The organism is Cobetia sp. 5-25-4-2 (assembly GCF_013374075.1).
In the GTDB taxonomy this organism is placed as follows: Bacteria; Pseudomonadota; Gammaproteobacteria; order Pseudomonadales; family Halomonadaceae; genus Cobetia; species Cobetia marina.
In genome coordinates this window covers 295,205-315,763 of record NZ_BLWK01000002.1, presented here as the reverse complement: position 1 = coordinate 315,763, position 20,559 = coordinate 295,205, and the positions used below count along the sequence as shown (strand labels likewise).

The window sequence follows — 20,559 nt, the reverse complement described above, 5'->3', positions numbered from 1 at the left end:
GAGTGAGGTGCTCGAGAACGCCTGTCGCGAAAGCGGCAGGCGTTTTTTTGTGCCCGGCTCACGTCCAGATAGGACGACATGTCGTTGATCCGTGGTCCACAAGCGCTCAGAAAGATCAGTCCTGATGCTCGCGGGGACACGCTAGGCTTCTTGATGCGTGATCCATCTCGTGGTGAGGAGACTGTCATGGCCGTGAAGACGCACGACGTTATGCACCATGCCTTCCTGATTCTGGTCGAGCACAGTGGCAATACCTCGCTGAGCAGCCAGGGGAGCGGGGAGATGCGACTCTCCGTCGCGACACTGGGCTCGCTCAAGGCGGCCGAGCGACTGGTCAGTGAGCTTATCGCCCAGGGGGTCAGTCAGATCGAGCTCTCGGCAAGCTTCGGCGCGGCAGGCGAGGCCGCGGTGAGAACGGTGGTGGCCGACAGCGGCGCCGAGCGAACGGTGATGATCGGTCGTGTCCGGTTCGCGACATGAGCGAAGATGGCGCGAAGTCTGGTGAAATTGAATAATCCTTGCGCAACATGGAGTTGCGTAAAGGTGTGACCAAAGTCGGGTCTCACCCTTGGTCTAAGGTGTCTTGTTGGCATGTCTGACATGGGCTATTCCTTGACGGACAAGAGCGCACCGCGACCCATCCTGCGAGGGAGGTGAGCGAGCCACAATTGACGCGCCACGCCATCAAGGAACGTTCGATCATGCCCACGCCACCCAGGAGTGCTGCAGGCGGCCACCCGCGTGCCAGCACGTCATCCCCAACGTCAGCGTCCGCCAGTGAATCGTCGACCACCGCCCGTGTCGATGTGGCGGAATGGCTGGCGCAGGCCATCTTCGAGAATCGTTATCCGCCGGGCAGTCTGATCCCTCGTGAGCTGGATCTCTGCGATCAGCACGCCCAGAGCCGCGCCACCGTACGCACCGCGATCCAGAGTCTGGTCAATGCCGGCATCCTGACCCGCACCACCGGGCAGGGCACGCGCGTTAATCCGCTCAGCGAGTGGCATCTGCTCGACCCACGCGTCACCGGCTGGATGACACGCTATGCGATGCCGCATCCGCAGCTGGCACGGGATATCTACGCCTTCCGCATTTCCATCGAACCCTTCGTTGCCGCACTGGCGGCCACCGAGGCCACCGCCCAGGACCTGTCCGCCATCGAGCAGGCCTACGACGGCATGGCGGCGGCGGTGCATGGCGGCAGCGCCATGGAGGAGTTCGATCGCGCCGATATCGCCTTCCATGACGCCATCTTCGCCGCGACCCACAACGTCATCTGGGCGCAGCTCGGCCATGTGCTCAAGCCCTCGATCAGCCTGCTGGTGGCGACTTCCAATCACAATGCCTCGGAGCTGGGCGACAGTCTCGGTCGCCATCGTGCGGTGATGGAGGCGATTCGTCTGCGCCAGCCGGAGGCGGCCCATGCCGCGACCCTGCATGTGCTGGATCGCACCGGGCGCGATCTCGGGCTCGCCATGCCCGAGGTGGCCGATGGGCCGCACGGTGTCGGGCGCGCCCAGGAGCCGCTGGAGCTGCTACGTCGTTTCGGTCAGCTGCCCAGTCTCTCCGCCCCTCTGTCAAGAGAGTGACCCGCGCCCTGGGCGTCGCCACGCCGGGAAGTGTCTGCACGTCTTCCCTCCGCCAAAGAACGTCATAACACGTCATAACAACACGCCAGGAGTTCCACCATGCCGCATTCCACCACGTCCCAACGTCCGTCCCTCGCCTCCGGGCGTTTCGCGCTCAAGGCGCTTGCCCTTTCCACGGCGCTGGCCGCCAGTGCGATGGCCGCGCCCAGCTGGGCGGCCGAGTACGAATGGACCTTCCAGACCTCGGAAACGGCCGGTGAGCCGCAGTTCGAGGTCAAGAAGGCCTGGGCCGAGAACATCAAGACCATGTCGGATGGACGCATCGCCATCGAGATCCTGCCGGTCAATGCCGTGGTACAGGCCAACCAGACGTTGGACGCCGTCAGCGCCGGCATCCTGCAGGGCCACTTGACGGACCCGTCCTACTTCTCGGGCCAGAATCCGGCCTTCGGCATGCTGGGCAACCTGGTGGGTGCCTGGGGGGATCCGCTGGAATATCTCGAGTACATGCAGCACGGCGGTGGTGAGGCGCTCTACAACGAGCTGGTCGAGCCCTACGGCGTGCATCTGATCGGCGCAGGCGCCACCGGGCTTGAGTCCTTCGTCTCCAAGAAGCCGGTGCGTACCGTCGATGACCTCAAGGGCCTCAAGGTGCGTGCGCCGGAAGGCATGGTCTACAACATCTTCCAGAAGGCCGGTGCAGCCCCCGTCAACCTGCCGGGCTCCGAGGTCTACACCGGTCTCGAGAAGGGCGTGATCGACGCGGCGGATTACACCGTGTTCGCCACCAATGATGACCAGGGCCTGCACAGCTTCGCCAAGTACCCGTCCTATCCGGGCTTCCACTCGCTGCCGATGGTGGCGGTGTCGATGAACAAGGACATCTGGGACGGCCTGCCGGCGGATCTCAAGGCGATCATGGAGACCGCGACTGACTCGATGGCCTACGACATGGTCTTCACTCTCAAGGCGCGTGACCTCAAGGCGGTGAGCGCGGCGCGAGCCAATCCGGATATCGAGGTGATCGACATGGCGCCGGAAGAACGCGCCAAGTTCCGTCGCATCGCCCAGCAGGAATGGAAGGTATGGGCCGAGAAGAACGAGCTGACCGGCAAGGTCTACGAGTCCGTGGTCACCTTCCTCACCGACCGCAACCTGATGTAAGCGTCCACTCGCTGTCATCGGCCGCGTGACAAGAGTCGCCGGGGCGAGACGTCGACAGGATCAAGACGATCAGGAAAGACGCGGGAGATGATGATCGGCGTGCTCACTGGGCGCGCCGATCCTCCTTGAGCAAGCCAGTTAGCAAGGAATTCGATATGGCAGAACATGATGTGGCGTCGCCGGGCCTGCCGGAGGCGTCGGATGACCACGACCCGAATCTGGGCACGCGCACGCCGCTGGACCGACTGGTCGGCAAGGGCACCCGCGCCGCGGCGTGGCTGGTATTGCTGGCGATGGCGATCAGCGTGTTCGAGGTGGTGATGCGCTATGGCCTCGACTCGCCGACCTCCTGGGTCCACGAGACGGTGATCTTTCTGGTCGCGACCAGCTTCGCGCTGGGCGGGCCGGCGGCGCTGGCCAACAACCGCCACATTCGCGTGCGTGTGCTCTACGACCTGGTCGGCACGCGCTTTCGCTACGTGCTGGACTGCTTCAATGACGTGATGACGCTCGTGTTCTGCATGGCGATGAGTTACGCAGGCTGGGTGATGTTCTGGCGCGCCTCGCACAGCCCGCTGGGCGAATGGCAGCTGGAGCGCTCCGGTACCTCGTGGAACCCGCCGTTTCCAGCGCTGACCAAGGGCGTGATCCTGTTCGCGCTGGCGGTGATGACCCTGCAGGCGTTGTGGCATCTCTACCAGACCTTCTTCTCTCCCCGTCCGCCCGAAGGGGAAAGTGACGCCGCTGCCCACCCGGCACAAGAGACGCGTACCACGTCAGACAAGGAGCAGCGCTGATGGATATCGCAACGGCTACCATGCTGCTGGTCGGCGGCATCTTCGCGCTGCTGGTCACCGGCCTGCCGCTGGCCTTCGTCACCGGCCTGGTCGCGCTGGCCTACACCTTCGGCTGGTTCGGCCCGATGGCGCTGCCGCTGGTCACCAGTCGTGTCTATGGCTTCGTCACCGAGTATTCGCTGGTGGCGGTGCCGATGTTCGTGTTGATGGCCTCGCTGCTGGATCGCTCCGGCATCGCCAAGGACCTGTTCAATGCCATGCGCGTGATGGCAGGTCGCCTGCCCGGTGGCGTGGCGATCCAGACCATCGTGGTGGCGTTCTTCCTGGCGGCGATGTCCGGCATCATCGGCGGCGAGATCGTGCTGCTGGGGATTCTGGCGCTGCCGCAGATGCTCCGGCTCGGCTATGACAAGCACATCGCCATCGGCGTGGTGTGTGCCGGGGGCTCGCTGGGCACCATGATGCCGCCCTCCATCGTGCTGATCATCTATGGCTTGATCGCCAACCAGTCGATTGCCGATCTGTTCACCGCGGCGATCACCCCGGCCATCGTGCTGATGGCAAGCTATATCCTCTATGTGCTGATCCGCTGCCTGCGCAATCCCGCGCTGGGGCCGGTGATGCCCGAGGAGGAGCGGCGTGCCAGCTTCCAGAGCAAGCGTGAGCTGCTCAAGGCCGTCGGCGTGCCGGCGATCATCGCGGGACTGGTGCTGGGTTCCATCTATGGTGGGGTGGCCTCGGTGACGGAGGCAGCGGCGATGGGCAGCTTCGGCGTGCTGGTGGCGGTGATGCTGCGGGGGGAATTCTCCATCACCCTGATGCAGCGTGCGCTGTCCCAGACCATGAACACCTGCGGCATGATCATCTGGATCGGTATCGGGGCGGCGGCGCTGGTCGGGGTCTACAACCTGATGGGCGGCAACCGCTTCGTGTCGAGCATGATTCTCGGCCTCGATATCCCGCCGCTGGCGATCATCATGGTGATGATGGCGATCCTGCTGCTGCTGGGGCTGTTCCTCGACTGGATCGGCATCGCGATGCTGACCCTGCCGATCTTCGTGCCGATCATCATCCAACTTGGCTATGACCCGGTATGGTTCGGCGTGCTGTTCGCGGTCAACATGCAGGTGTCCTTCCTGTCGCCTCCCTTCGGGCCTGCCGCCTTCTATCTGAAAGGCGTGGCACCGGAAGGCATCAGTCTCAAGGATATCTTCGTCTCGCTGCTGCCGTTCATCGCCATCCAGCTGTGCGTGCTGGCGATGTTGCTGCTGTGGCCGCAACTGTCACTGTGGCTGGTCTAGTCTCAACAGATGTTGCTGATGGCCGAAGACTCGACGCCCTCGCAGATGCGAGGGCGTCGTCGTTCGTGACGACAGGTTTGCGCTGCAATGTGGCGACGCGACATGCATCAGGGGATTTGTGCTCATTGTTGGTGCAAGCAAGCCGGCGGTGAATCAGAGTTGAGAGTTGAGAGGCCAGACTGTCATTGCGACTGCACCATCTTGGCACATTCCCTGCAATGCTCTTGGCAGGCTTGCCTGGCGCAACGAGACCGCACCGCGGGGATGCCTGGCACGCTGCAGCACTTCATGAGGAGAGTTCACATGTCAGAGACTCAAGCACCGCTGTTGTTGCTGACCGACCTGGATGGCTCGCTGCTGGACCATCACGATTACTCGCCGGGTCCGGCGCGCAGCTGGCTGACCCGCCTGCGTGCTCGCGGCGCCTGGGTCGTGCCCAATACCTCCAAGACCGCGGCTGAACTCACGCCCTTGATGCGCTCGCTGGGGCTGGCGGGTCAGCCCTGGATCGCCGAGAACGGAGGCGTCGTGGCGCTGCCGGCCTCCTGGCTCAGTGCCTATCCACTGGAGGAGGCCAGTGCCCCGGATGCGCACGGCCTGTGCCGTATCGCGGTGGCCATGCCGCGCCGCGCGATTCTCGAGGTGCTGGAGGGACTGAGCGAGGAATTCGCCTTTGAAGGCTTTGCCGCGATGTCGGTGGCAAGAATCAGCGAGCTGACGGGGCTGGGAGAGGCGGATGCGGCGCTGGCGGGGGAGCGTGATGCCAGTGAACCGCTGGTATGGCAGGACGCGCCGGAGCGCCTCGAGGAGTTCCGCACGCGCCTGGCCAGCCATGGCCTCAAGCTGACGCGGGGCGGGCGTTTCCATCATGTGACGGGCGACACTGACAAGGGGGTGGCGGCGCGCTATCTGATCGCGCGCTACCGGCTCTGTGAGCGGGTGCGTCCCTGGACACTGGGCTTCGGTGATGGCGCCAATGATCTGCCATTGCTGGCCGCGGTCGACAACGCTGTCCTGATCCCCAGCGTCGGTGATACCTCACAGCGCGATCGGGAGCTTGCCGAGTATCCGCTACTGGCGGATGAACGCCGCTGTTTTCGCGCCAATCACCCCGGGCCGCAGGGATGGGTCGAGGGATTACGTCACTGGCTGGCCAATGGCCAGCCGGAAGAATGGACATCCAGAGGCCTGCGCGCCTGACGCCTGCCTGATGCGTGTCTTCGGTATGACAAGGAGCTGACATGAGCGATTTTTACCAGAATGGCATCATCACCAACTTCCATAACCTGACCGACCGTCCGGTGGAGGACCTTGAAGCGGATCTGATGCGCTTCTCCCGCAAGCGGCCGATGAGCCTGATTCTGCCCTCGCTGTATTCCGAGCTGGAAGGCCCCGCGCTCAAGCACATCGTCGATGAGCTGGCGCAGGTGCCGTATCTCAGCGAGATCGTGATCGGGCTGGATCGTGCCGACCGCGACCAGTTCGAGCATGCCAAGGAGTTCTTCTCTCACCTGCCACAGCATCACCGTATCCTGTGGAACGACGGGCCGCGCCTGCGTGCACTGGATGAAGAGCTGACCGAGCATGGTCTGGCACCGATGGAGGCCGGCAAGGGGCGCAACGTCTGGTATTGCTCCGGTTACGTGCAGTCATCAGGCATCGCCGAGGCGGTGGCACTGCATGACTGCGATATCGTCACCTATGATCGCGGCCTGCTGGCGCGTCTGATCTACCCGGTCGCCCATCCGCAGTTCAACTACGAATTCTGCAAGGGCTACTATTCGCGCATCGCCCAGGGCAAGCTCAATGGTCGCGTGGCACGTCTGATGGTCACGCCGTTGATCCGTGCGCTCAAGAAGGTCTATGGCCCGCTGCCGTATCTGGATTATCTCGACAGCTATCGTTATCCGCTGTCCGGTGAGTTCTCGATGCGCACCGACGTGCTGGCGGACATTCGCATCCCCAGCGACTGGGGGCTGGAGATCGGCGTGCTGTCCGAGGTGCATCGCAACTATTCCACCAAGCGTCTGTGCCAGGTGGACATCGCCGATGCCTATGATCACAAGCATCAGCCGCTGTCCGAGGAAGATGCGCTGGGCGGCCTCAATCGCATGAGTCTGGATATCGCCAAGGCCATGTATCGCAAGCTGGCGACGCTGGGGGTCGAGATTCATGGCGAGACTTTCCGCACCATCAAGGCGACCTACTATCGCATCGCGCTGGATCTGATCGAGACCTATTACAACGACGCCGTCATGAATGGCCTGACGGTGGATCGTCACAGCGAGGAAGCGGCAGTGGAGCTGTTCGCCGCCAACATCATGGATGCCGGCAGCGCCTTCCTCGACAACCCGCGTGACAAGCCCTTCATTCCGAGCTGGAACCGGGTGCAGTCCGCGGTGCCGGACCTGCTCGAGCGCATGCATGAAGCGGTGGAGCTGGACAACCAGTAACGACACCTTTCACCAACCGCTCACGTGGGTCACGCACGTTGCGGCAGACACGGGAAGGTAAAACGACAACGGGGCTGCTACTGGCAGCCCCGTTGTCGTTGGCGGGCACGTCGTCAGGTCAGACGACCTCGATGGCCGGTGGGCGCACCGACTGCTCCATCAGCCAGGCTGCCTGATAGGGGCGGCGCGCCATGGCGGGGTCGAAGGCCTTGTCATGACACAGGTGGTCGGTCAACGCGAGGCCCTGCCAGCTTTCCGGCAAGGGCAGCACACGCGGCTGGTCGGTGACATTGAGGGCGAACAGCAGGCGGCGTCCCTCGTGGGTGACGCGCTCGAAGACGAAGAAGTCCGGCCCCAGGTCGAACACCTGCTGATGAGCATCGGGGTGGAAGCACGGCTCCTCGCGGCGCAGCGTCATGCGACGCTTCAAGGCATGGAAGACCTCATGGGTCGCGGTGTTGGGACTGGACAGCAGGGCTTCCAGTTCATCGCGCTGCCACTTGCGGCGGTTGATGGCGCGCAGATGCCCGTCGCGTTCGACCCCTTCCTGGTGATTGGGGGTGGCGGTCAGTGAATGAAGATAGAGGCCGGGAATGCCCTGCAGGCTCAGCATCAGGGTCTGACTGGCGATGAAGCGCTCGATCTGCCACGGGTCCCGTCCACGCCGCGTGCCCTTGAGGGCATCGAAATAGCTGATGTTCAGCTCATAGGGGGTGTCGGCGCGTCCCGGGTTGGCGCGCATGCTGACGTAGCCACCGAAGTCGTGCACCAGTCGCACGAGGGTATCGCGCTCATGGTCCGGCAGCAGGCCTTCCAGCGCACGCACGCCGATGCCATCGTGGCTGGCCGTGAAGTTGAAGTAGCTGCATCCCGCCGGCAGAGAGGGCAGGCTGGCGGCCCACTCGGTCAGTGCACTGGCATCCCCGGAGGTCAGGGTATGCAGAGTCAGCGGCGGCAGCGTGAACTGATAGATCATGTGGGCTTCATCGGCCTGGGCGCTGCCCTCGAGGGAGGTCAGGTCCTGCTCGGAAAGGCGGTCGAGGCCGAAATACGACATGTTCTCGGCGTGGGGCACGTTGGTTTCCGTGATCAGCAGGCTGCCGGGGGCCAGATGATCCACGATGGCGCGCAGCAGGCGGACCACGGCATGCGTCTCCGGCAGATGCACGCAGGAGGTGCCCAGACGCTTCCACAGGAAGGCCACGGCATCGAGGCGGATCATGCGCGCGCCCTGCTCGAGGTAATAGAGCAGGATACCGATGAACTCCAGCAGGACGTCGGGATTGGCGAAGTTGAGGTCGATCTGGTCATCCGAGAAGGTTGCCCACAGATGACGCAGGCCACGACGGGTATGCACCGGCGTGAGCAGGGCCGAGGGGCGTGGTCGCACCACGCTGGAGACGTCCGTTTCCGGGTCCATCTCGATGAAGTAATCGCGGCCGGGTTGCACGCCGGCCAGATAATCGGCGAACCACAGCGATTCCCGCGAGCAGTGGTTGATGACGAGGTCCGCCATCAGGTCACGTTGCTCGCTCAGACGCTGGATGTCCTGCCAGTCGCCGAGGGCCGGATTGACCTCACGGTAGTGGATGACGCTGAAGCCGTCGTCGCTGCTCCAGGGGAAGAAGGGCAGGACGTGCACCCCGGAGAGGCAGTCACCCAGACGGCTCGCGAGGAAGTCATTCAGGGTGGCCAGCGGGGCCTCGCCTTCCTGTTGCACGCTGTCGCCGTAGGTGATCAGCCACTGATCGCGTTCGCTCCACAGCGGTTCGCCCTCGGGAACCCGGGGGGCAAGACGCGAACGATGCAGCTCCATCAGTGTCTCGAGACGCCGCAGCACCTCATCCTTGCGCTCGGGATAGATCACCGCCAGCAGCGTCTCGGCGTGGCGGGCGAAGGCATCGTTCGAGAGCGGGTGTGACAGGGAGCGTGGGCCCGGTCGAGCGGCGTGTGAGGAAGAGGTGGAAGGATCGGGAGGTGGCATGTCGGGCATGAGCGGTCCTCGAAGTCATCAGTGCATGTGACTTGACCATGCAAGACGACGGCCAGCCCACTGGTGCAGGCTGGCCGTCGTCGAGTCATGGCGGTTGAAACCGGCGGGGAAAGCCATGTGATCAGCTCCTGTCAGGCTATGGAGCCGATCAGGCCCACCCGCACTGCTAGCGAAGTGCCTGCGAAGTGCCTGCGAAGTGCCTGCGAGCGGGTCGCGGGCTACCTGCGAACGACTCGATACAGGATCAGCAGGATGATGGCACCGAGCACGGCGATGACGAAGCTTGCCAGATTGAAGCCGGTGACATCTCCGAAGCCGAGCTGCGTGCCGATCCATCCCCCTACCACGGCACCCAGGATGCCGATGATGCTGGTGACGATGATGCCACCGGGGTCCTTGCCGGGCATGATGACCTTGGCGATGATGCCGGCGATCAGTCCGAAGATGATCCAGGCGATGATTCCCATGTCGCGTCTCCTTGCGTCATTAGTAAGCACTTGGTCGTGAAGATCATTCACTCATGTGGCGAGCATCCTTGTGGGAGTTTCTCGCCGGCCTCGGTTCTCGGGAGTCTATGCGGATTCCTCTTCCGCTCCTCAAGGCTAACGCAGATAGGATCTGACTGACATAGGCTCCCGTGCACGAGTCTTAACGGTTACAATGGCGCCCATTCCATGTCTTTCGGCTGTGCTGCCGTGGCCCGACGCTGCTCGGCAGTACCGGAGGCCGAAGTACGCAACGCCGCCACCTCGCACTCAAGCAGGCTCCCAACAATGCACTGTCCCTTCTGTGGAACTCATGAAACCAAGGTCACGGATTCCCGGCTGGTGGTCGAGGGTGACCAGGTGCGTCGTCGTCGCCAGTGCGCGGCCTGCGGCGAGCGTTTCACGACCTACGAGACGGCAGAGCTGGTCATGCCGCGAGTGGTCAAGGGTGACGGTTCCCGTGAGAGCTTCGATGAGCACAAGCTGCGGGCAGGCATGTTGCGCGCGCTGGAGAAGCGTCCTGTCTCCTCGGAGCTGATCGAGGCGGCTGTCGAGCGTATCCGTCAGCGTCTGCGCGCCACGGGGGAGCGTGAGATCGAGGCGCGCCGGATCGGCGACGAAGTGATGCAGCAGCTCAAGCGGCTGGATCAGGTCGCCTATATCCGCTTTGCCTCCGTCTATCGCCGGTTTCAGGATCTGGACGAATTCCGTGCCGAGATCGACCGCCTCGCCCAGGAGCCCAGTTTCCTGCCCGGCGAGGAAGACAGCCGCTCCTGATCCGCGCATCGCCCGACCGCCCTGCAGTCCGACTGTCGGGCCGGTCCATGTTGTCGTCACACGCCGATAGGTATTGCATGTCCCTCACCTCTCATGACACCGCAGTCGGCCAGGAGCCTGGTCGCGATATTCGCCACATGGCGCATGCCTTGCGCCTTGCGCGCCTGGGAAGCTACACCACCCATCCCAATCCACGGGTCGGGTGCGTGCTGGTCGACCCCGTCACTGATGAGGTGATCGCCACCGGCTTTCATGTGCGCGCCGGGGAAGGGCATGCCGAGGTCAACGCCTTGGCCGCCGCCGGTGAGCAAGCCCTGGGCTGCGTGGCCTACGTGACGCTGGAGCCCTGCTCGCACACCGGGCGAACCGGACCATGCTCACGCGCCTTGATCGCGGCGGGCATCTCGCGAGTGGTGATCGCCATGCGGGACCCGAATCCGCAGGTGGCCGGGCGTGGCATCGCCATGCTTCAGGGCGCTGGCATCGCCGTGACGGTGGGCGTGCTGGAGCAGGAGGCGCGTGCGCTCAATCCCGGCTTCCTGTCGCGCATGGAGCGCGGGCGCCCCTTCGTGCGTCTCAAGCAGGCCATGAGTCTGGACGGTCGCACCGCGATGGCCTCCGGTGAATCCCAGTGGATCACCGGCCCGGAAGCGCGCAGCGCCGTTCAGCGACTGCGTGCACGCTCCAGCGTGGTGATGAGCGGTATCGAGTCGGTCATCTTCGATGATTCGCGCCTCAACGTGCGCGCCGAGCAGCTGGGGCTGGAGTCGCATCCGCTGGGGCTCGAAGCGCTGGTGGCGCGTCAGCCGTTGCGCGTGGTGGTGGATACGCATCTGCGCCTGCCACTGGCGGCGCGAATCCTTGAACAGGACGGCAGAACCCTGGTGGTCTGTGTCGCGGATGAGACAGCGGCTCAGGCAGAACGGCGCAGACTGTTGGAAGCGGCCGGCGCCGAGGTGCTGGCGCTGCCGGCGGGCCCGGAGGGACGTGTGGATCTCGAGGCGCTGTTGCGCCATCTGGCCGAGCATGAGCAGGCCAATGAGGTCCTGCTGGAGACCGGTGCGGTGCTTGCCGGTGCCATGCTCAGTGCCGGGCTGGTGGATGAGATGCAGCTGTTCATGGCGCCGACGCTGCTGGGCGGGGAGGCGCGTCCGTTGCTGGCCCTGCCCGGACTCGAGCACATGGCGCAGCAGCGGCGGGTCGAGATCCGCGAGATTCGTGCCGTGGGGCGCGACTGGCGCATCACGGCAGTGCCCGACAACGGCGAGCCTGTCGGCTGAACTGACTGAGAGAAATTGCCTGCCAGCGCAAGGACTTGCCGCTGTCTGGCGACAGTGGCGTCGCGGGGCGCTGGCGCAAAACCGGGTGGCGGGGTACCCTGACGCCCGACTTTTTGATAACACGCGTGGGCCGGGCAACCGTCGGCGCGGTCCGAAATGTGGAGCAAGCATGGCGCTATCAGGCATCGCAGCACTCGTCGAGGATATCCGGCAGGGCAAGATGGTCATCCTCATGGATGACGAGGATCGTGAGAACGAAGGCGACATCATCATCGCCGCGGAAGCCGTGACAGCCGAGCACATCAACTTCATGGCGCGTCATGCGCGTGGCTTGATCTGCATGCCGATGTCGCGTGAGCATTGCGAGCAGCTCCAGCTGCCCTTGATGGTGCAGGCCAACGGTTCCGGCTTCGGCACCAAGTTCACGCTCTCCATCGAAGCCACCGAAGGCGTCACCACCGGTATCTCCGCTGCTGATCGCGCACGTACCGTGCAGGCGGCTGCCGCCCGCAACGCCCGTCCGCAGGATATCGTCCAGCCGGGGCATATCTTCCCGCTGATGGCGGAACCGGGTGGCGTGCTGCGTCGTGCCGGCCACACCGAGGCGGCCTGTGATCTGGCCTCCATGGCGGGCTTTGGCGCGACCGGCGTGATCTGTGAGGTCATGAACGACGACGGCAGCATGGCGCGTCGTGAGGAGCTCGAGCGCTTTGCCGCCGAGCATGATCTCAAGGTCGGCACCATCGCGGACCTGATCGAATACCGCATCCACAACGAACAGACCGTGGAAGTGCTGGACAGCGAGCAGGTCGAGACGGCTTTCGGCGAGCTGACGCTGCACTGCTTCAGCGATCGCATCCAGGGCCGTCACCATCTGGCGCTGGTCAAGGGCACGCCGACGCCTGACGCCTTGACCACCGTGCGTGTGCATGTGGAGGACCCGATGCGTGACCTCCTGACCCTGCGTCAGCCGGGCAGCAGCAGCTGGGCGCTCCATGATGCACTGTCACAGGTCGCTGCCGCTGATGCGGGCGTGCTGGTGCTGCTGGACACCGGCAGTGATTCACAGGATTACAAGGAACGTCTCGATGTCTTCCTCGGACGACGTCGTACGCCGCGCACCAACGAATCCGATGGTGCGGGCAACTATCTGACTACCGGTACCGGTGCCCAGATCCTCAGGGATCTCGGCGTCGGCCGGATGCGTCTGCTCAGCTCGCCGTGGAAGTTCTCTGCGCTGTCCGGTTTCGGCCTCGAAGTGGTCGAGCTGATCGGCAGTGATGACGCGGCCAGTGGCACAGACACCGTGGGTGCATAAGGCCCCGGCACTACCCAAATGGCGGGAGCGGGGACCAGTCGCGGTCGTCGCTCCCGGTATGATTGATATCTCCGCCCCGGTTCGCCGGGGCGCTAGCATTGTGGACTGACCATGCAACCGATTGCTCAACTCGAAGGCACCTTCACCAATGTCGATGGCCGTTACGTCATCGTCGTCGGGCGTTTCAACCACCACGTCGTCGATAGCCTGGTGGAAGGCGCGGTCGATTCCCTCGTACGCCACGGCGTCGATGAGGAAAACATCGACCTGATCCACGTGCCGGGCGCCTGGGAAATCCCGCTGGCCGTCAAGGCCGTGCTGGCCAAGGTCAAGCCGCACGCCGTCATCACGCTGGGCGCGGTGATTCGTGGTGGCACGCCGCACTTTGAATATGTCGCCGGTGAATGCAACTCCGCCCTGTCTCGTCTGCAGCTCGAGTTCGACACGCCGGTGGCCAATGGCGTGCTGACGGTCAACTCCATCGAGCAGGCCATCGAGCGTGCGGGCACCAAGGCCGGCAACAAGGGCACTGAAGCCGCGATGGCCGCCATGGAAATGGTCTCGCTGCTCAAGGCCATGGGAGGTGATGCATGAGCGAACGTCAGCAACGTTCCGAGCGTGAGCCGTCCAAGCAGCAGCAGGCACGCCGTGCCGCGCGTGAGCTGGCGGTCCAGGGCATCTACCAGTGGCAGATGACCGGCAAGAGCATGACCACCATCGAAGCCGAGTTTCGCGGTCAGCAGGTCGATGACGATGTCGAGCTGCACGAGAACTGGGTCGAGGTGATGCGCATCGCTGACCAGGCGCTGTTCCATGAGCTGCTGCACAACGTGCCGCGTTTCCAGAAAGAGCTGGATGCCAGCATCAGCCCGCTGCTGGATCGTCGTCTTCAGGATCTCGACGAGATCGAGCTGGCCATCCTGCGTCTGGGCGCCTACGAGCTCTCCAGGCGCATGGAAGTGCCGTACCGTGTCGCCATCAACGAAGGGGTCGAGCTGGCCAAGACCTTCGGTGCCACCGATGGTCACAAGTACGTCAACGGGATCCTCGACAAGCTGGCAGTCAAGCTGCGCAGCGCCGAGGTGACCCAGGCCCGCCTGCGCTGACATGCCGGGCGAATTCGAGTTGATCGCCCGCTACTTCCAGCGCGATCTGTCCGGGGCACCGGGCGTACTGCTGGGGCCGGGTGACGACTGTGCGCTCCTCGCCGCCGGTGATGGCATGCAGCTGGCGATCAGTGTCGATACCTCCGTGGCGGGCGTTCACTTCCCGCCGGATGCTCCGGCGTCCTCGATCGGGCATCGCGCCCTGGCGGTCAATCTTTCCGATCTGGCCGCCATGGGGGCGACGCCGCGCTGGGCGTTGCTGGCCTTGACGCTGCCGGAGGTCGACGAGGACTGGCTGCATGGCTTCGCTGCCGGCTTCCATGCGCTGGCCGAACGTCATGGCATCGCCCTGGTCGGGGGCGATGTCACACGCGGCCCGCTCTCCATCACGATCACCGTGCATGGCGAGCTGCCGCTGGTGCTGGAGGATGCAGTCCATCCGGATAGCGTATCCCGCCCCATCCTGCGACGTGATGGTGCCCGTGAAGGCGACCTGGTGGTCATCACGGGCGCACCGGGAATGGCGCATGCCGGTCTGAAGGCATGGCAGTCCGGCACGCGGGATGTGCTGGACCCGTGTCTGGCCGCCTATCTGCGTCCGGAGCCGCGTGTGGAGGCGGGCCTCGCACTGCGCCAGCTGGCCAGTGCGGGCCTGGATGTCTCCGATGGCGTGATGGGTGACCTGGCACACATCTGTCGTGCCAGTCAGCTGTCGGCGGCGCTGGAGCTTGGCGAACTGCCGCTGGCGCCGGAGCTGATGGCGGCGCTGGGCGAGCAGGGCGCGCGCGAGGCGGTCCTCAATGGCGGTGATGATTACGAGCTGCTGTTGACGATGCCGGAAGAGCATCTCGAGAGCGCCATCAACGCGCTGCGCCCCCTGAATCTGTCCTTGAGCGTCATCGGGCGCATGCAGGCAGTGGAGGGAAGCGAGCCGCGTGTCATCCTCGAGCAGGAAGGGGTCGAGCAGGCCGCCGCGGGACGCAGCTGGCAGCACTTCCCGCCGGCGGATGCCACGGAGGTGAGCTCATGAATCGTGCACCTGCCAGTGTCTGGCGTCGTCCCGTCCATTTCCTGGCCTTCGGGCTCGGCAGTGGCACGGCGCCCTTCGCGCCCGGCACCTTCGGCACCCTGGCCGCCATTCCGTTCTATTGGATGATGGCGGGACTGGGGCTCTGGCCCTACATCGCCATCGTGGTGGCCGCCTCCGTTCTCGGGATCTGGATCTGTGATCGCACCTCGAAGGATCTGGGCGTCCACGATCATTCCGGCATCGTCTGGGATGAATTCGTCGGCTACTGGATCACCATGGTCGCCGTGCCGTTTTCATGGCAGGCTGCCCTCTGGGGGTTCGTGGTCTTCCGGGTCTTCGACATTCTCAAGCCATGGCCGATCCGCTGGGCTGACCGTCGCGTGGCGGGGGGATTCGGCATCATGCTCGATGACATCTTCGCCGGCATCTTCGCCTGGTCGACCATGCATCTATGGCTGTGGCTGCATTGAACAGGAAGCGAGGCACTGCGTGGTGGGTGTGACGCTTCAACAATGATAAACAAGGGATAACAACGATGGGCAAGGGACTCGTAACTGCGGCGGCTGTCGTCGTCATCGGTGCTGCCGGCTATGTCGGTGGCGTGGCGTATTCCAGTCAGCGTTTCGAAGACGAGATGGCGCGAATGGTGGCGGAGCTCGACAGCAGCGCCGACATCAAGGCCAGCCGCGATGACGTGCAGAGCGGCTGGTTCGACTCGAGCGGTCGACTCAAGATGGAGCTTGCCACGGGGGAGCAGCAAGGGCCCGTGCGTGTCGTGCTGCCTTATGAAGCCGGTCATGGCCTGCTCTCCACCAGCATGAAGGGCAACATCAAGCTGCAGTACGGTACACCGGCCCGCGATGTGCTTTCCGAGGTCATCGGGGATGGAAAGGCCATCGCCTTCGATGGCAGCGTCGACAATTTCAGCGGTGCCAGTGATACCACGGTGACACTGCCTGTCTTTGAATGGCAGGACCCGGAAAGCGGCACGCGCTTCGACTTCAAGGGCGGCGAGCTGACGGCGTCACATGATGGCGGTGATACTCCCGAGATCACCGTCGACGGCGAGGTCTCTCCCTTCGAGATCACCAATGGTGACGAGAAGATCAGCGTCGGTACCCTGAGCCTGAACGGTCTTTATCGTGGTGCGGACAACGACTTCCGCCAGGATGACAAGATCGAGCTGGATACGTTGACCATCGACAATGGCATGGGGCAGCCGCCGGTGGTGGCGACCGATATCAGCTATTCCGGCGAGACGCGGCTCGACCCGACCGAGCTTCGCTATCTGATGAAGCTGGCCGTGCAGGACGTGAGTGCCGGTGATCAGCAGATGGCCAGCGGCAGTCTGGCGCTGTCGATCGACCGTCTTCAGGGCGCGGCGGTCTATGATTTCATCACTCAGCTGCAGGGCCTGCTGGAAGAGGCCGGCAAGCCGTTTGAAGAGCTGACGGAAGATCAGCAGGTCGCCATGCTCGAGAAGGTCGAGGCGCCGCTGTTCACCATGCTGAGCACGTCTCCTCGTCTGACGCTGGAGTCCCTCAAGGCGCGCAGCGAAGTCTTCGGTGTCGACATGCAGGGTGAGGGGCAGCTGATTCTCGATGGGGCCGGCATGACCGATCTGAGCATCGCCGAACTGCAGACCATCGAAGGGCAGCGTGCCTTCCTGGATCGCATGAGTGGACGTTTCGAATTCCGCAATGTGCCGCCGATGCTGGCGATGATGGCGGGCATCCCGCCGGACTCCGCTGACAAGAACCTGGTGCTGACCATCGATGGGGATGCGCTGCTCGTCAATGGCAAGCCGATCTATTGAGCCAGCCTGACTGAGCCGGTCAGATTGAGCCGGTCTGACTGAGCCGGTCTGACTGAGCCGGTCTGACTGAGCCGGCCTGTCTTTCACAGGTGGCTGAGCCACCTTCGGATCTGACCGTACCCTTCTGTCTGCCATCGTGCTGGACAGCTGACAAGGCCCGCCTTCTGGCGGGCCTTGTCGTATCCGTCGGCAGGTGGCGAACCGGTGCCGATAGACAGGCATCCCGTCAGACAAGTGCCCGACAGTACTTGATAAAGTGCACGACAGACCACATTGGTGAAGATGATCGCCTCAACCGAGGCCCGGTTTCACGAGGGTTGCATGTCACGTCACGAAGATACCTCCGATCACGACAACGTTCTGTCCGGTTTTGAAGATGCCAGTCAGGAAGAGCCTGAGCATTCCCCGGGGGCTGGTGGGCTGGTACCCAGTGGTGATCAGCTGCCTGAGCGCCTTTACCTGCTGCCGATCCACAATCGTCCCTTCTTTCCGGCTCAGGTCCAGCCGCTGGTCATCAACAAGCAGCGCTGGGCAGAGACCATGGAGCGGGTCGGCAACACGCCACACCATGCAGTGGGGCTGGCCTTCGTCGGTGATGTCGAAGTCGACGAGATGGGGGCTGAGCATTTTCCCGAGATCGGTTCGGCAGTGCGTGTCCACAAGCCCGAAGATGGCCAGGATCAGGTCCAGTTCATCGCGCAAGGGTTGCGCCGCTTCCGGATCACCCGCTGGTTGTCACGCAAGCCGCCCTATCTGGTCGAGGTGACCTACCCGCGCGAGCCGGTGGATGCCGAGAGCGACGAGGCACGTGCCTACGCGATGGCGATGATCAATGGCATCAAGGAGCTGCTGCCGATCAATCCGCTGTACGGCGAAGAGCTCAAGCAGTACCTCAATCGCTTCAGCCCGCATGAACCCGGCCCGCTGACCGACTTTGCCGCTGCCATCACCTCGGCCAAGGGGCCGGAGTTGCAGGAGGTGCTGGAATCGTTGCCGGTGATGGAGCGCATGCAGAAGGTACTGCCGCTGCTGCGCAAGGAGATCGAGGTCGCCCAGCTGCAGACCGAGATCTCTCAGCAGGTCAACGCGCAGATGGAAAAGCATCAGCGTGAATTCTTCCTGCGTGAGCAGCTCAAGGTCATCCAGCGTGAACTGGGCATCTCCAAGGATGATCGCGAGAATGATGTGGATACCTTCCGCGGTCGCCTCGATGAGCTCAAGGTTCCCGAACGGGTGCAATCGCGCATCGACGACGAACTCGACAAGCTCTCGGTGCTGGAGACCGGCTCGCCGGAGTACGGCACCACGCGCAACTATCTGGACTGGCTGACCTCGCTTCCTTGGGGCATCACCTCCACCGACCAGCTGGATCTCGCCCATGCGCGCAAGGTGCTCAATCGCGACCATGACGGGCTGGATGACGTGAAATCACGCATCATCGAGTTCCTGGCCGAAGGCACCTTCAAGGGCGATGTCGGTGGCTCGATCCTGCTGCTGGTGGGCCCGCCCGGTGTGGGCAAGACCTCGATCGGGCGCTCCATCGCTCAGGCACTGGGGCGCGAGTTCTATCGCTTCTCGGTCGGCGGCATGCGCGATGAGTCGGAGATCAAGGGCCATCGCCGTACCTACGTGGGTGCCATGCCCGGCAAGCTGGTGCAGGCACTCAAGGAGGTCAAGGTCGAGAACCCGGTGATCATGCTGGATGAGATCGACAAGCTGGGGCAGTCCTTCCAGGGCGATCCGGCCTCGGCGCTGCTCGAGGTGCTGGACCCGGAGCAGAACGTCGACTTCCTCGATCACTACCTCGACGTGCGCCTCGATCTGTCCAAGGTGCTGTTCGTGTGTACCGCCAACACGCTGGATAGCATCCCGGGGCCGCTGCTGGACCGCATGGAGCAGATACGCCTCTCCGGTTACATCGCCGAAGAGAAGATGGCGATCGCCAAGCATCACCTGTGGCCGAAGCTGCTGACACGCGACAACATTCCCAAGAAGCGTATAAATCTGAGTGACGCCGCGCTGCGTCAGGTGATCGAGGGCTATGCTCGCGAGGCGGGCGTGCGTCAGCTGGAGAAGCAGCTGCACCGCATCGTGCGCAAGGCGGCGGTCAAGCTGCTCGAGGAGGACCTGCCGACGGTCAAGGTCTCGGTCAAGAATCTCGAGGAATTCCTGGGGGCGCCAATCTTCCGTCGCGAGAAGGTCCTGGCCGGCGAAGGCGTGGTGACCGGGCTTGCCTGGACCAGCATGGGCGGCGCGACCCTGCCCATCGAGGCCACACGTGTGCACGGCCTGACGCGTGGCTTGAAGCTGACCGGCAAGCTTGGGGAAGTGATGCAGGAATCGGCCAATATCGCCTATTCCTATACCCTGGCGAATCTTGAGGCCTACGATGCCGAGGCTGACTTCTTCAATGAGTCCTTCATTCACCTGCACGTGCCGGAAGGGGCGACGCCCAAGGATGGCCCGAGCGCTGGCGTGACCATGACCACGGCGTTGATGTCGTTGGCCAGGCATCAGGCGCCGCGCAAGGGACTGGCGATGACCGGTGAGCTGACATTGACCGGGCAGGTGCTGCCGGTGGGCGGTATCCGTGAGAAGGTCATTGCCGCACGCCGCAGTGACATCTTCGAACTGATCCTGCCACAGGCCAACCAGCGGGATTATGATGAGCTGCCGGACTATCTGAAGGAGGGCATGATCGTCCACTTCGCGGCCCGCTACGCGGATGTGGCACGAGTGGTCTTTGACAGCGACAACGCGCAGCGCCACTGACAACGCACGGCGCAGAATGGATGGCGACATCCGACGAAAAGCAGAAGCCCCGCCAACCGGCGGGGCTTCTGCTTTTCCGTGGGGCGTCGTGTGCATGCAGACGTCACGCTCGCGGGCATTCAGGCGGTATCGAGCTGTTCCAGCACGGCGGCTTCCGGTGCATTGCGTCCGACACTGGCAATGCCGTTGTCGCGGCCGGATTCCGACTTGTACATCTGGCTGCGGCCGATCTGCTGGCTGTTGGCGGCCAGCAGCGTGAAATAGAAGCGACCATCCTTGGCGACTTCCTTCGTGAAGCGTTTTTCCTCGGCGGCGTTCTTGCGCACGGATTCCACGCCGTTCAGGCAGCCGCGCTTGTCGGCATAGCCTTGGCTCTGGAGGATCTTTTCACCGTTGCCGGCCTTGAGCGCAAAATAGAACTTGCTGTCCTTGCCGCGGGTGATGACGAATTTTCCGGCCATGGATGACTCCTGTTCCTTGAGGGATGTCTGACACTGCCTGATATGTCGTCTTCTAGTGTAAACAGCGCCTCTCGTGGGAAACCCACGCTAGGAGTTGCGGCATTCAACGTTCGGGAGCCATCGCGGCGTCTTTCACGCTGCCGCCGTGTACATGCGATGCTATCTGGTAGGCAAGCAGGGGCGGGACATGACAGAATTGAGCTCAGGCAGATAGCGG

19 protein-coding genes are annotated in these 20,559 nt (G+C 63.6%); 16 read left to right on the top strand and 3 right to left on the bottom strand.

Translation table 11 applies throughout. From position 1 onward, the window contains the following. Window positions 1-186 precede the first annotated feature (186 nt). The 7 genes from HXS65_RS06235 to HXS65_RS06205 all read left to right on the top strand — a co-directional run bounded on the left by HXS65_RS06235 (window position 187) and on the right by HXS65_RS06205 (window position 7,304). Entirely contained in the window at window positions 187-480 is a 294-nt protein-coding gene (locus HXS65_RS06235) for a DUF6506 family protein (RefSeq protein ID WP_084208052.1), read from the top strand. 221 nt (window positions 481-701) lie between these two features. Continuing rightward, window positions 702-1,589, top strand: a complete 888-nt coding sequence (locus HXS65_RS06230; RefSeq protein WP_084209624.1) for a FadR/GntR family transcriptional regulator — start codon at window positions 702-704, stop codon at window positions 1,587-1,589. A 99-nt stretch (window positions 1,590-1,688) separates the two neighbouring features. After that, window positions 1,689-2,753 carry a TRAP transporter substrate-binding protein gene (locus HXS65_RS06225; protein WP_141392135.1) on the top strand — a complete coding sequence of 355 codons (1,065 nt, stop codon included), beginning with the start codon at window positions 1,689-1,691 and terminating at the stop codon, window positions 2,751-2,753. 155 nt (window positions 2,754-2,908) lie between these two features. Continuing rightward, window positions 2,909-3,550 carry a TRAP transporter small permease subunit gene (locus HXS65_RS06220; protein ID WP_077375017.1) on the top strand — a complete coding sequence of 214 codons (642 nt, stop codon included), beginning with the start codon at window positions 2,909-2,911 and terminating at the stop codon, window positions 3,548-3,550. Continuing rightward, window positions 3,550-4,851 carry a TRAP transporter large permease subunit gene (locus HXS65_RS06215; RefSeq protein WP_077375014.1) on the top strand — a complete coding sequence of 434 codons (1,302 nt, stop codon included), beginning with the start codon at window positions 3,550-3,552 and terminating at the stop codon, window positions 4,849-4,851. Before HXS65_RS06220 ends, HXS65_RS06215 begins: the two co-directional genes overlap by 1 nt. 303 nt (window positions 4,852-5,154) lie before the next feature. After that, complete coding sequence (locus HXS65_RS06210; protein WP_164850270.1) at window positions 5,155-6,051, top strand: mannosyl-3-phosphoglycerate phosphatase; 897 nt, start codon at window positions 5,155-5,157, stop codon at window positions 6,049-6,051. A gap of 41 nt (window positions 6,052-6,092) precedes the next feature. Continuing rightward, window positions 6,093-7,304, top strand: a complete 1,212-nt coding sequence (locus tag HXS65_RS06205) for a glycosyl transferase (RefSeq protein WP_077375009.1) — start codon at window positions 6,093-6,095, stop codon at window positions 7,302-7,304. Window positions 7,305-7,422: 118 nt separating this feature from the next. Here the strand turns inward: HXS65_RS06205 and HXS65_RS06200 are convergent, their stop codons facing one another. Together HXS65_RS06200 and HXS65_RS06195 are read right to left on the bottom strand one after the other, a co-directional pair. Continuing rightward, window positions 7,423-9,297 carry a sugar phosphorylase gene (locus HXS65_RS06200; protein WP_254696543.1) on the bottom strand — a complete coding sequence of 625 codons (1,875 nt, stop codon included), beginning with the start codon at window positions 9,295-9,297 and terminating at the stop codon, window positions 7,423-7,425. A gap of 218 nt (window positions 9,298-9,515) precedes the next feature. Further along, window positions 9,516-9,764, bottom strand: a complete 249-nt coding sequence (locus tag HXS65_RS06195; RefSeq protein ID WP_077375006.1) for a GlsB/YeaQ/YmgE family stress response membrane protein — start codon at window positions 9,762-9,764, stop codon at window positions 9,516-9,518. A gap of 306 nt (window positions 9,765-10,070) precedes the next feature. Between HXS65_RS06195 and nrdR the strand changes: the two genes are divergently transcribed. The 9 genes from nrdR to lon all read left to right on the top strand — a co-directional run bounded on the left by nrdR (window position 10,071) and on the right by lon (window position 19,881). Next, window positions 10,071-10,559 (top strand): transcriptional regulator NrdR, encoded by a 489-nt coding sequence (nrdR, locus tag HXS65_RS06190; protein WP_077375003.1) that lies wholly within the window; start codon window positions 10,071-10,073, stop codon window positions 10,557-10,559. Window positions 10,560-10,636: 77 nt separating this feature from the next. Continuing rightward, complete coding sequence (gene ribD, locus HXS65_RS06185) at window positions 10,637-11,839, top strand: bifunctional diaminohydroxyphosphoribosylaminopyrimidine deaminase/5-amino-6-(5-phosphoribosylamino)uracil reductase RibD (protein ID WP_176493460.1); 1,203 nt, start codon at window positions 10,637-10,639, stop codon at window positions 11,837-11,839. A gap of 169 nt (window positions 11,840-12,008) precedes the next feature. Beyond that, entirely contained in the window at window positions 12,009-13,157 is a 1,149-nt protein-coding gene (ribBA, locus tag HXS65_RS06180) for a bifunctional 3,4-dihydroxy-2-butanone-4-phosphate synthase/GTP cyclohydrolase II (RefSeq protein ID WP_077374998.1), read from the top strand. Between the two features lie 111 nt (window positions 13,158-13,268). Further along, window positions 13,269-13,751 carry a 6,7-dimethyl-8-ribityllumazine synthase gene (gene ribE, locus HXS65_RS06175; RefSeq protein WP_043331374.1) on the top strand — a complete coding sequence of 161 codons (483 nt, stop codon included), beginning with the start codon at window positions 13,269-13,271 and terminating at the stop codon, window positions 13,749-13,751. Next, entirely contained in the window at window positions 13,748-14,263 is a 516-nt protein-coding gene (gene nusB / locus HXS65_RS06170; RefSeq protein WP_077374995.1) for a transcription antitermination factor NusB, read from the top strand. Before ribE ends, nusB begins: the two co-directional genes overlap by 4 nt. Window position 14,264: 1 nt before the next feature. After that, the gene (gene thiL / locus HXS65_RS06165; protein WP_176493459.1) at window positions 14,265-15,293 is read left to right on the top strand and encodes a thiamine-phosphate kinase; all 1,029 of its coding nucleotides are present in this window, start codon (window positions 14,265-14,267) and stop codon (window positions 15,291-15,293) included. Continuing rightward, on the top strand, window positions 15,290-15,763 hold the full coding sequence (locus HXS65_RS06160) for a phosphatidylglycerophosphatase A (RefSeq protein WP_077374989.1): 474 nt from the start codon (window positions 15,290-15,292) through the stop codon (window positions 15,761-15,763). The genes thiL and HXS65_RS06160 overlap by 4 nt, the downstream gene beginning before the upstream one ends. 65 nt (window positions 15,764-15,828) lie before the next feature. Next, the gene (locus tag HXS65_RS06155; protein ID WP_077374986.1) at window positions 15,829-17,109 is read left to right on the top strand and encodes a DUF945 family protein; all 1,281 of its coding nucleotides are present in this window, start codon (window positions 15,829-15,831) and stop codon (window positions 17,107-17,109) included. A gap of 321 nt (window positions 17,110-17,430) precedes the next feature. Next, window positions 17,431-19,881 carry an endopeptidase La gene (gene lon, locus HXS65_RS06150; protein ID WP_077374983.1) on the top strand — a complete coding sequence of 817 codons (2,451 nt, stop codon included), beginning with the start codon at window positions 17,431-17,433 and terminating at the stop codon, window positions 19,879-19,881. A 119-nt stretch (window positions 19,882-20,000) separates the two neighbouring features. Here the strand turns inward: lon and HXS65_RS06145 are convergent, their stop codons facing one another. Further along, window positions 20,001-20,342, bottom strand: coding sequence for a YegP family protein (locus HXS65_RS06145; RefSeq protein ID WP_077374980.1), 342 nt, complete (start codon window positions 20,340-20,342; stop codon window positions 20,001-20,003). Window positions 20,343-20,559: the final 217 nt, after the last annotated feature.

Bases quoted from the DNA above. Each gene is read 5' to 3' on its own strand.
- HXS65_RS06235 (WP_084208052.1), top strand. From the start codon at position 187: ATGGCCGTGAAGACGCACGACGTTATGCACCATGCCTTCCTGATTCTG.
- HXS65_RS06230 (WP_084209624.1), top strand. From the start codon at position 702: ATGCCCACGCCACCCAGGAGTGCTGCAGGCGGCCACCCGCGTGCCAGC.
- HXS65_RS06225 (WP_141392135.1), top strand. From the start codon at position 1,689: ATGCCGCATTCCACCACGTCCCAACGTCCGTCCCTCGCCTCCGGGCGT.
- HXS65_RS06220 (WP_077375017.1), top strand. From the start codon at position 2,909: ATGGCAGAACATGATGTGGCGTCGCCGGGCCTGCCGGAGGCGTCGGAT.
- HXS65_RS06215 (WP_077375014.1), top strand. From the start codon at position 3,550: ATGGATATCGCAACGGCTACCATGCTGCTGGTCGGCGGCATCTTCGCG.
- HXS65_RS06210 (WP_164850270.1), top strand. From the start codon at position 5,155: ATGTCAGAGACTCAAGCACCGCTGTTGTTGCTGACCGACCTGGATGGC.
- HXS65_RS06205 (WP_077375009.1), top strand. From the start codon at position 6,093: ATGAGCGATTTTTACCAGAATGGCATCATCACCAACTTCCATAACCTG.
- HXS65_RS06200 (WP_254696543.1), bottom strand. From the start codon at position 9,297: ATGCCCGACATGCCACCTCCCGATCCTTCCACCTCTTCCTCACACGCC.
- HXS65_RS06195 (WP_077375006.1), bottom strand. From the start codon at position 9,764: ATGGGAATCATCGCCTGGATCATCTTCGGACTGATCGCCGGCATCATC.
- nrdR (WP_077375003.1), top strand. From the start codon at position 10,071: ATGCACTGTCCCTTCTGTGGAACTCATGAAACCAAGGTCACGGATTCC.
- ribD (WP_176493460.1), top strand. From the start codon at position 10,637: ATGTCCCTCACCTCTCATGACACCGCAGTCGGCCAGGAGCCTGGTCGC.
- ribBA (WP_077374998.1), top strand. From the start codon at position 12,009: ATGGCGCTATCAGGCATCGCAGCACTCGTCGAGGATATCCGGCAGGGC.
- ribE (WP_043331374.1), top strand. From the start codon at position 13,269: ATGCAACCGATTGCTCAACTCGAAGGCACCTTCACCAATGTCGATGGC.
- nusB (WP_077374995.1), top strand. From the start codon at position 13,748: ATGAGCGAACGTCAGCAACGTTCCGAGCGTGAGCCGTCCAAGCAGCAG.
- thiL (WP_176493459.1), top strand. From the start codon at position 14,265: ATGCCGGGCGAATTCGAGTTGATCGCCCGCTACTTCCAGCGCGATCTG.
- HXS65_RS06160 (WP_077374989.1), top strand. From the start codon at position 15,290: ATGAATCGTGCACCTGCCAGTGTCTGGCGTCGTCCCGTCCATTTCCTG.
- HXS65_RS06155 (WP_077374986.1), top strand. From the start codon at position 15,829: ATGGGCAAGGGACTCGTAACTGCGGCGGCTGTCGTCGTCATCGGTGCT.
- lon (WP_077374983.1), top strand. From the start codon at position 17,431: ATGTCACGTCACGAAGATACCTCCGATCACGACAACGTTCTGTCCGGT.
- HXS65_RS06145 (WP_077374980.1), bottom strand. From the start codon at position 20,342: ATGGCCGGAAAATTCGTCATCACCCGCGGCAAGGACAGCAAGTTCTAT.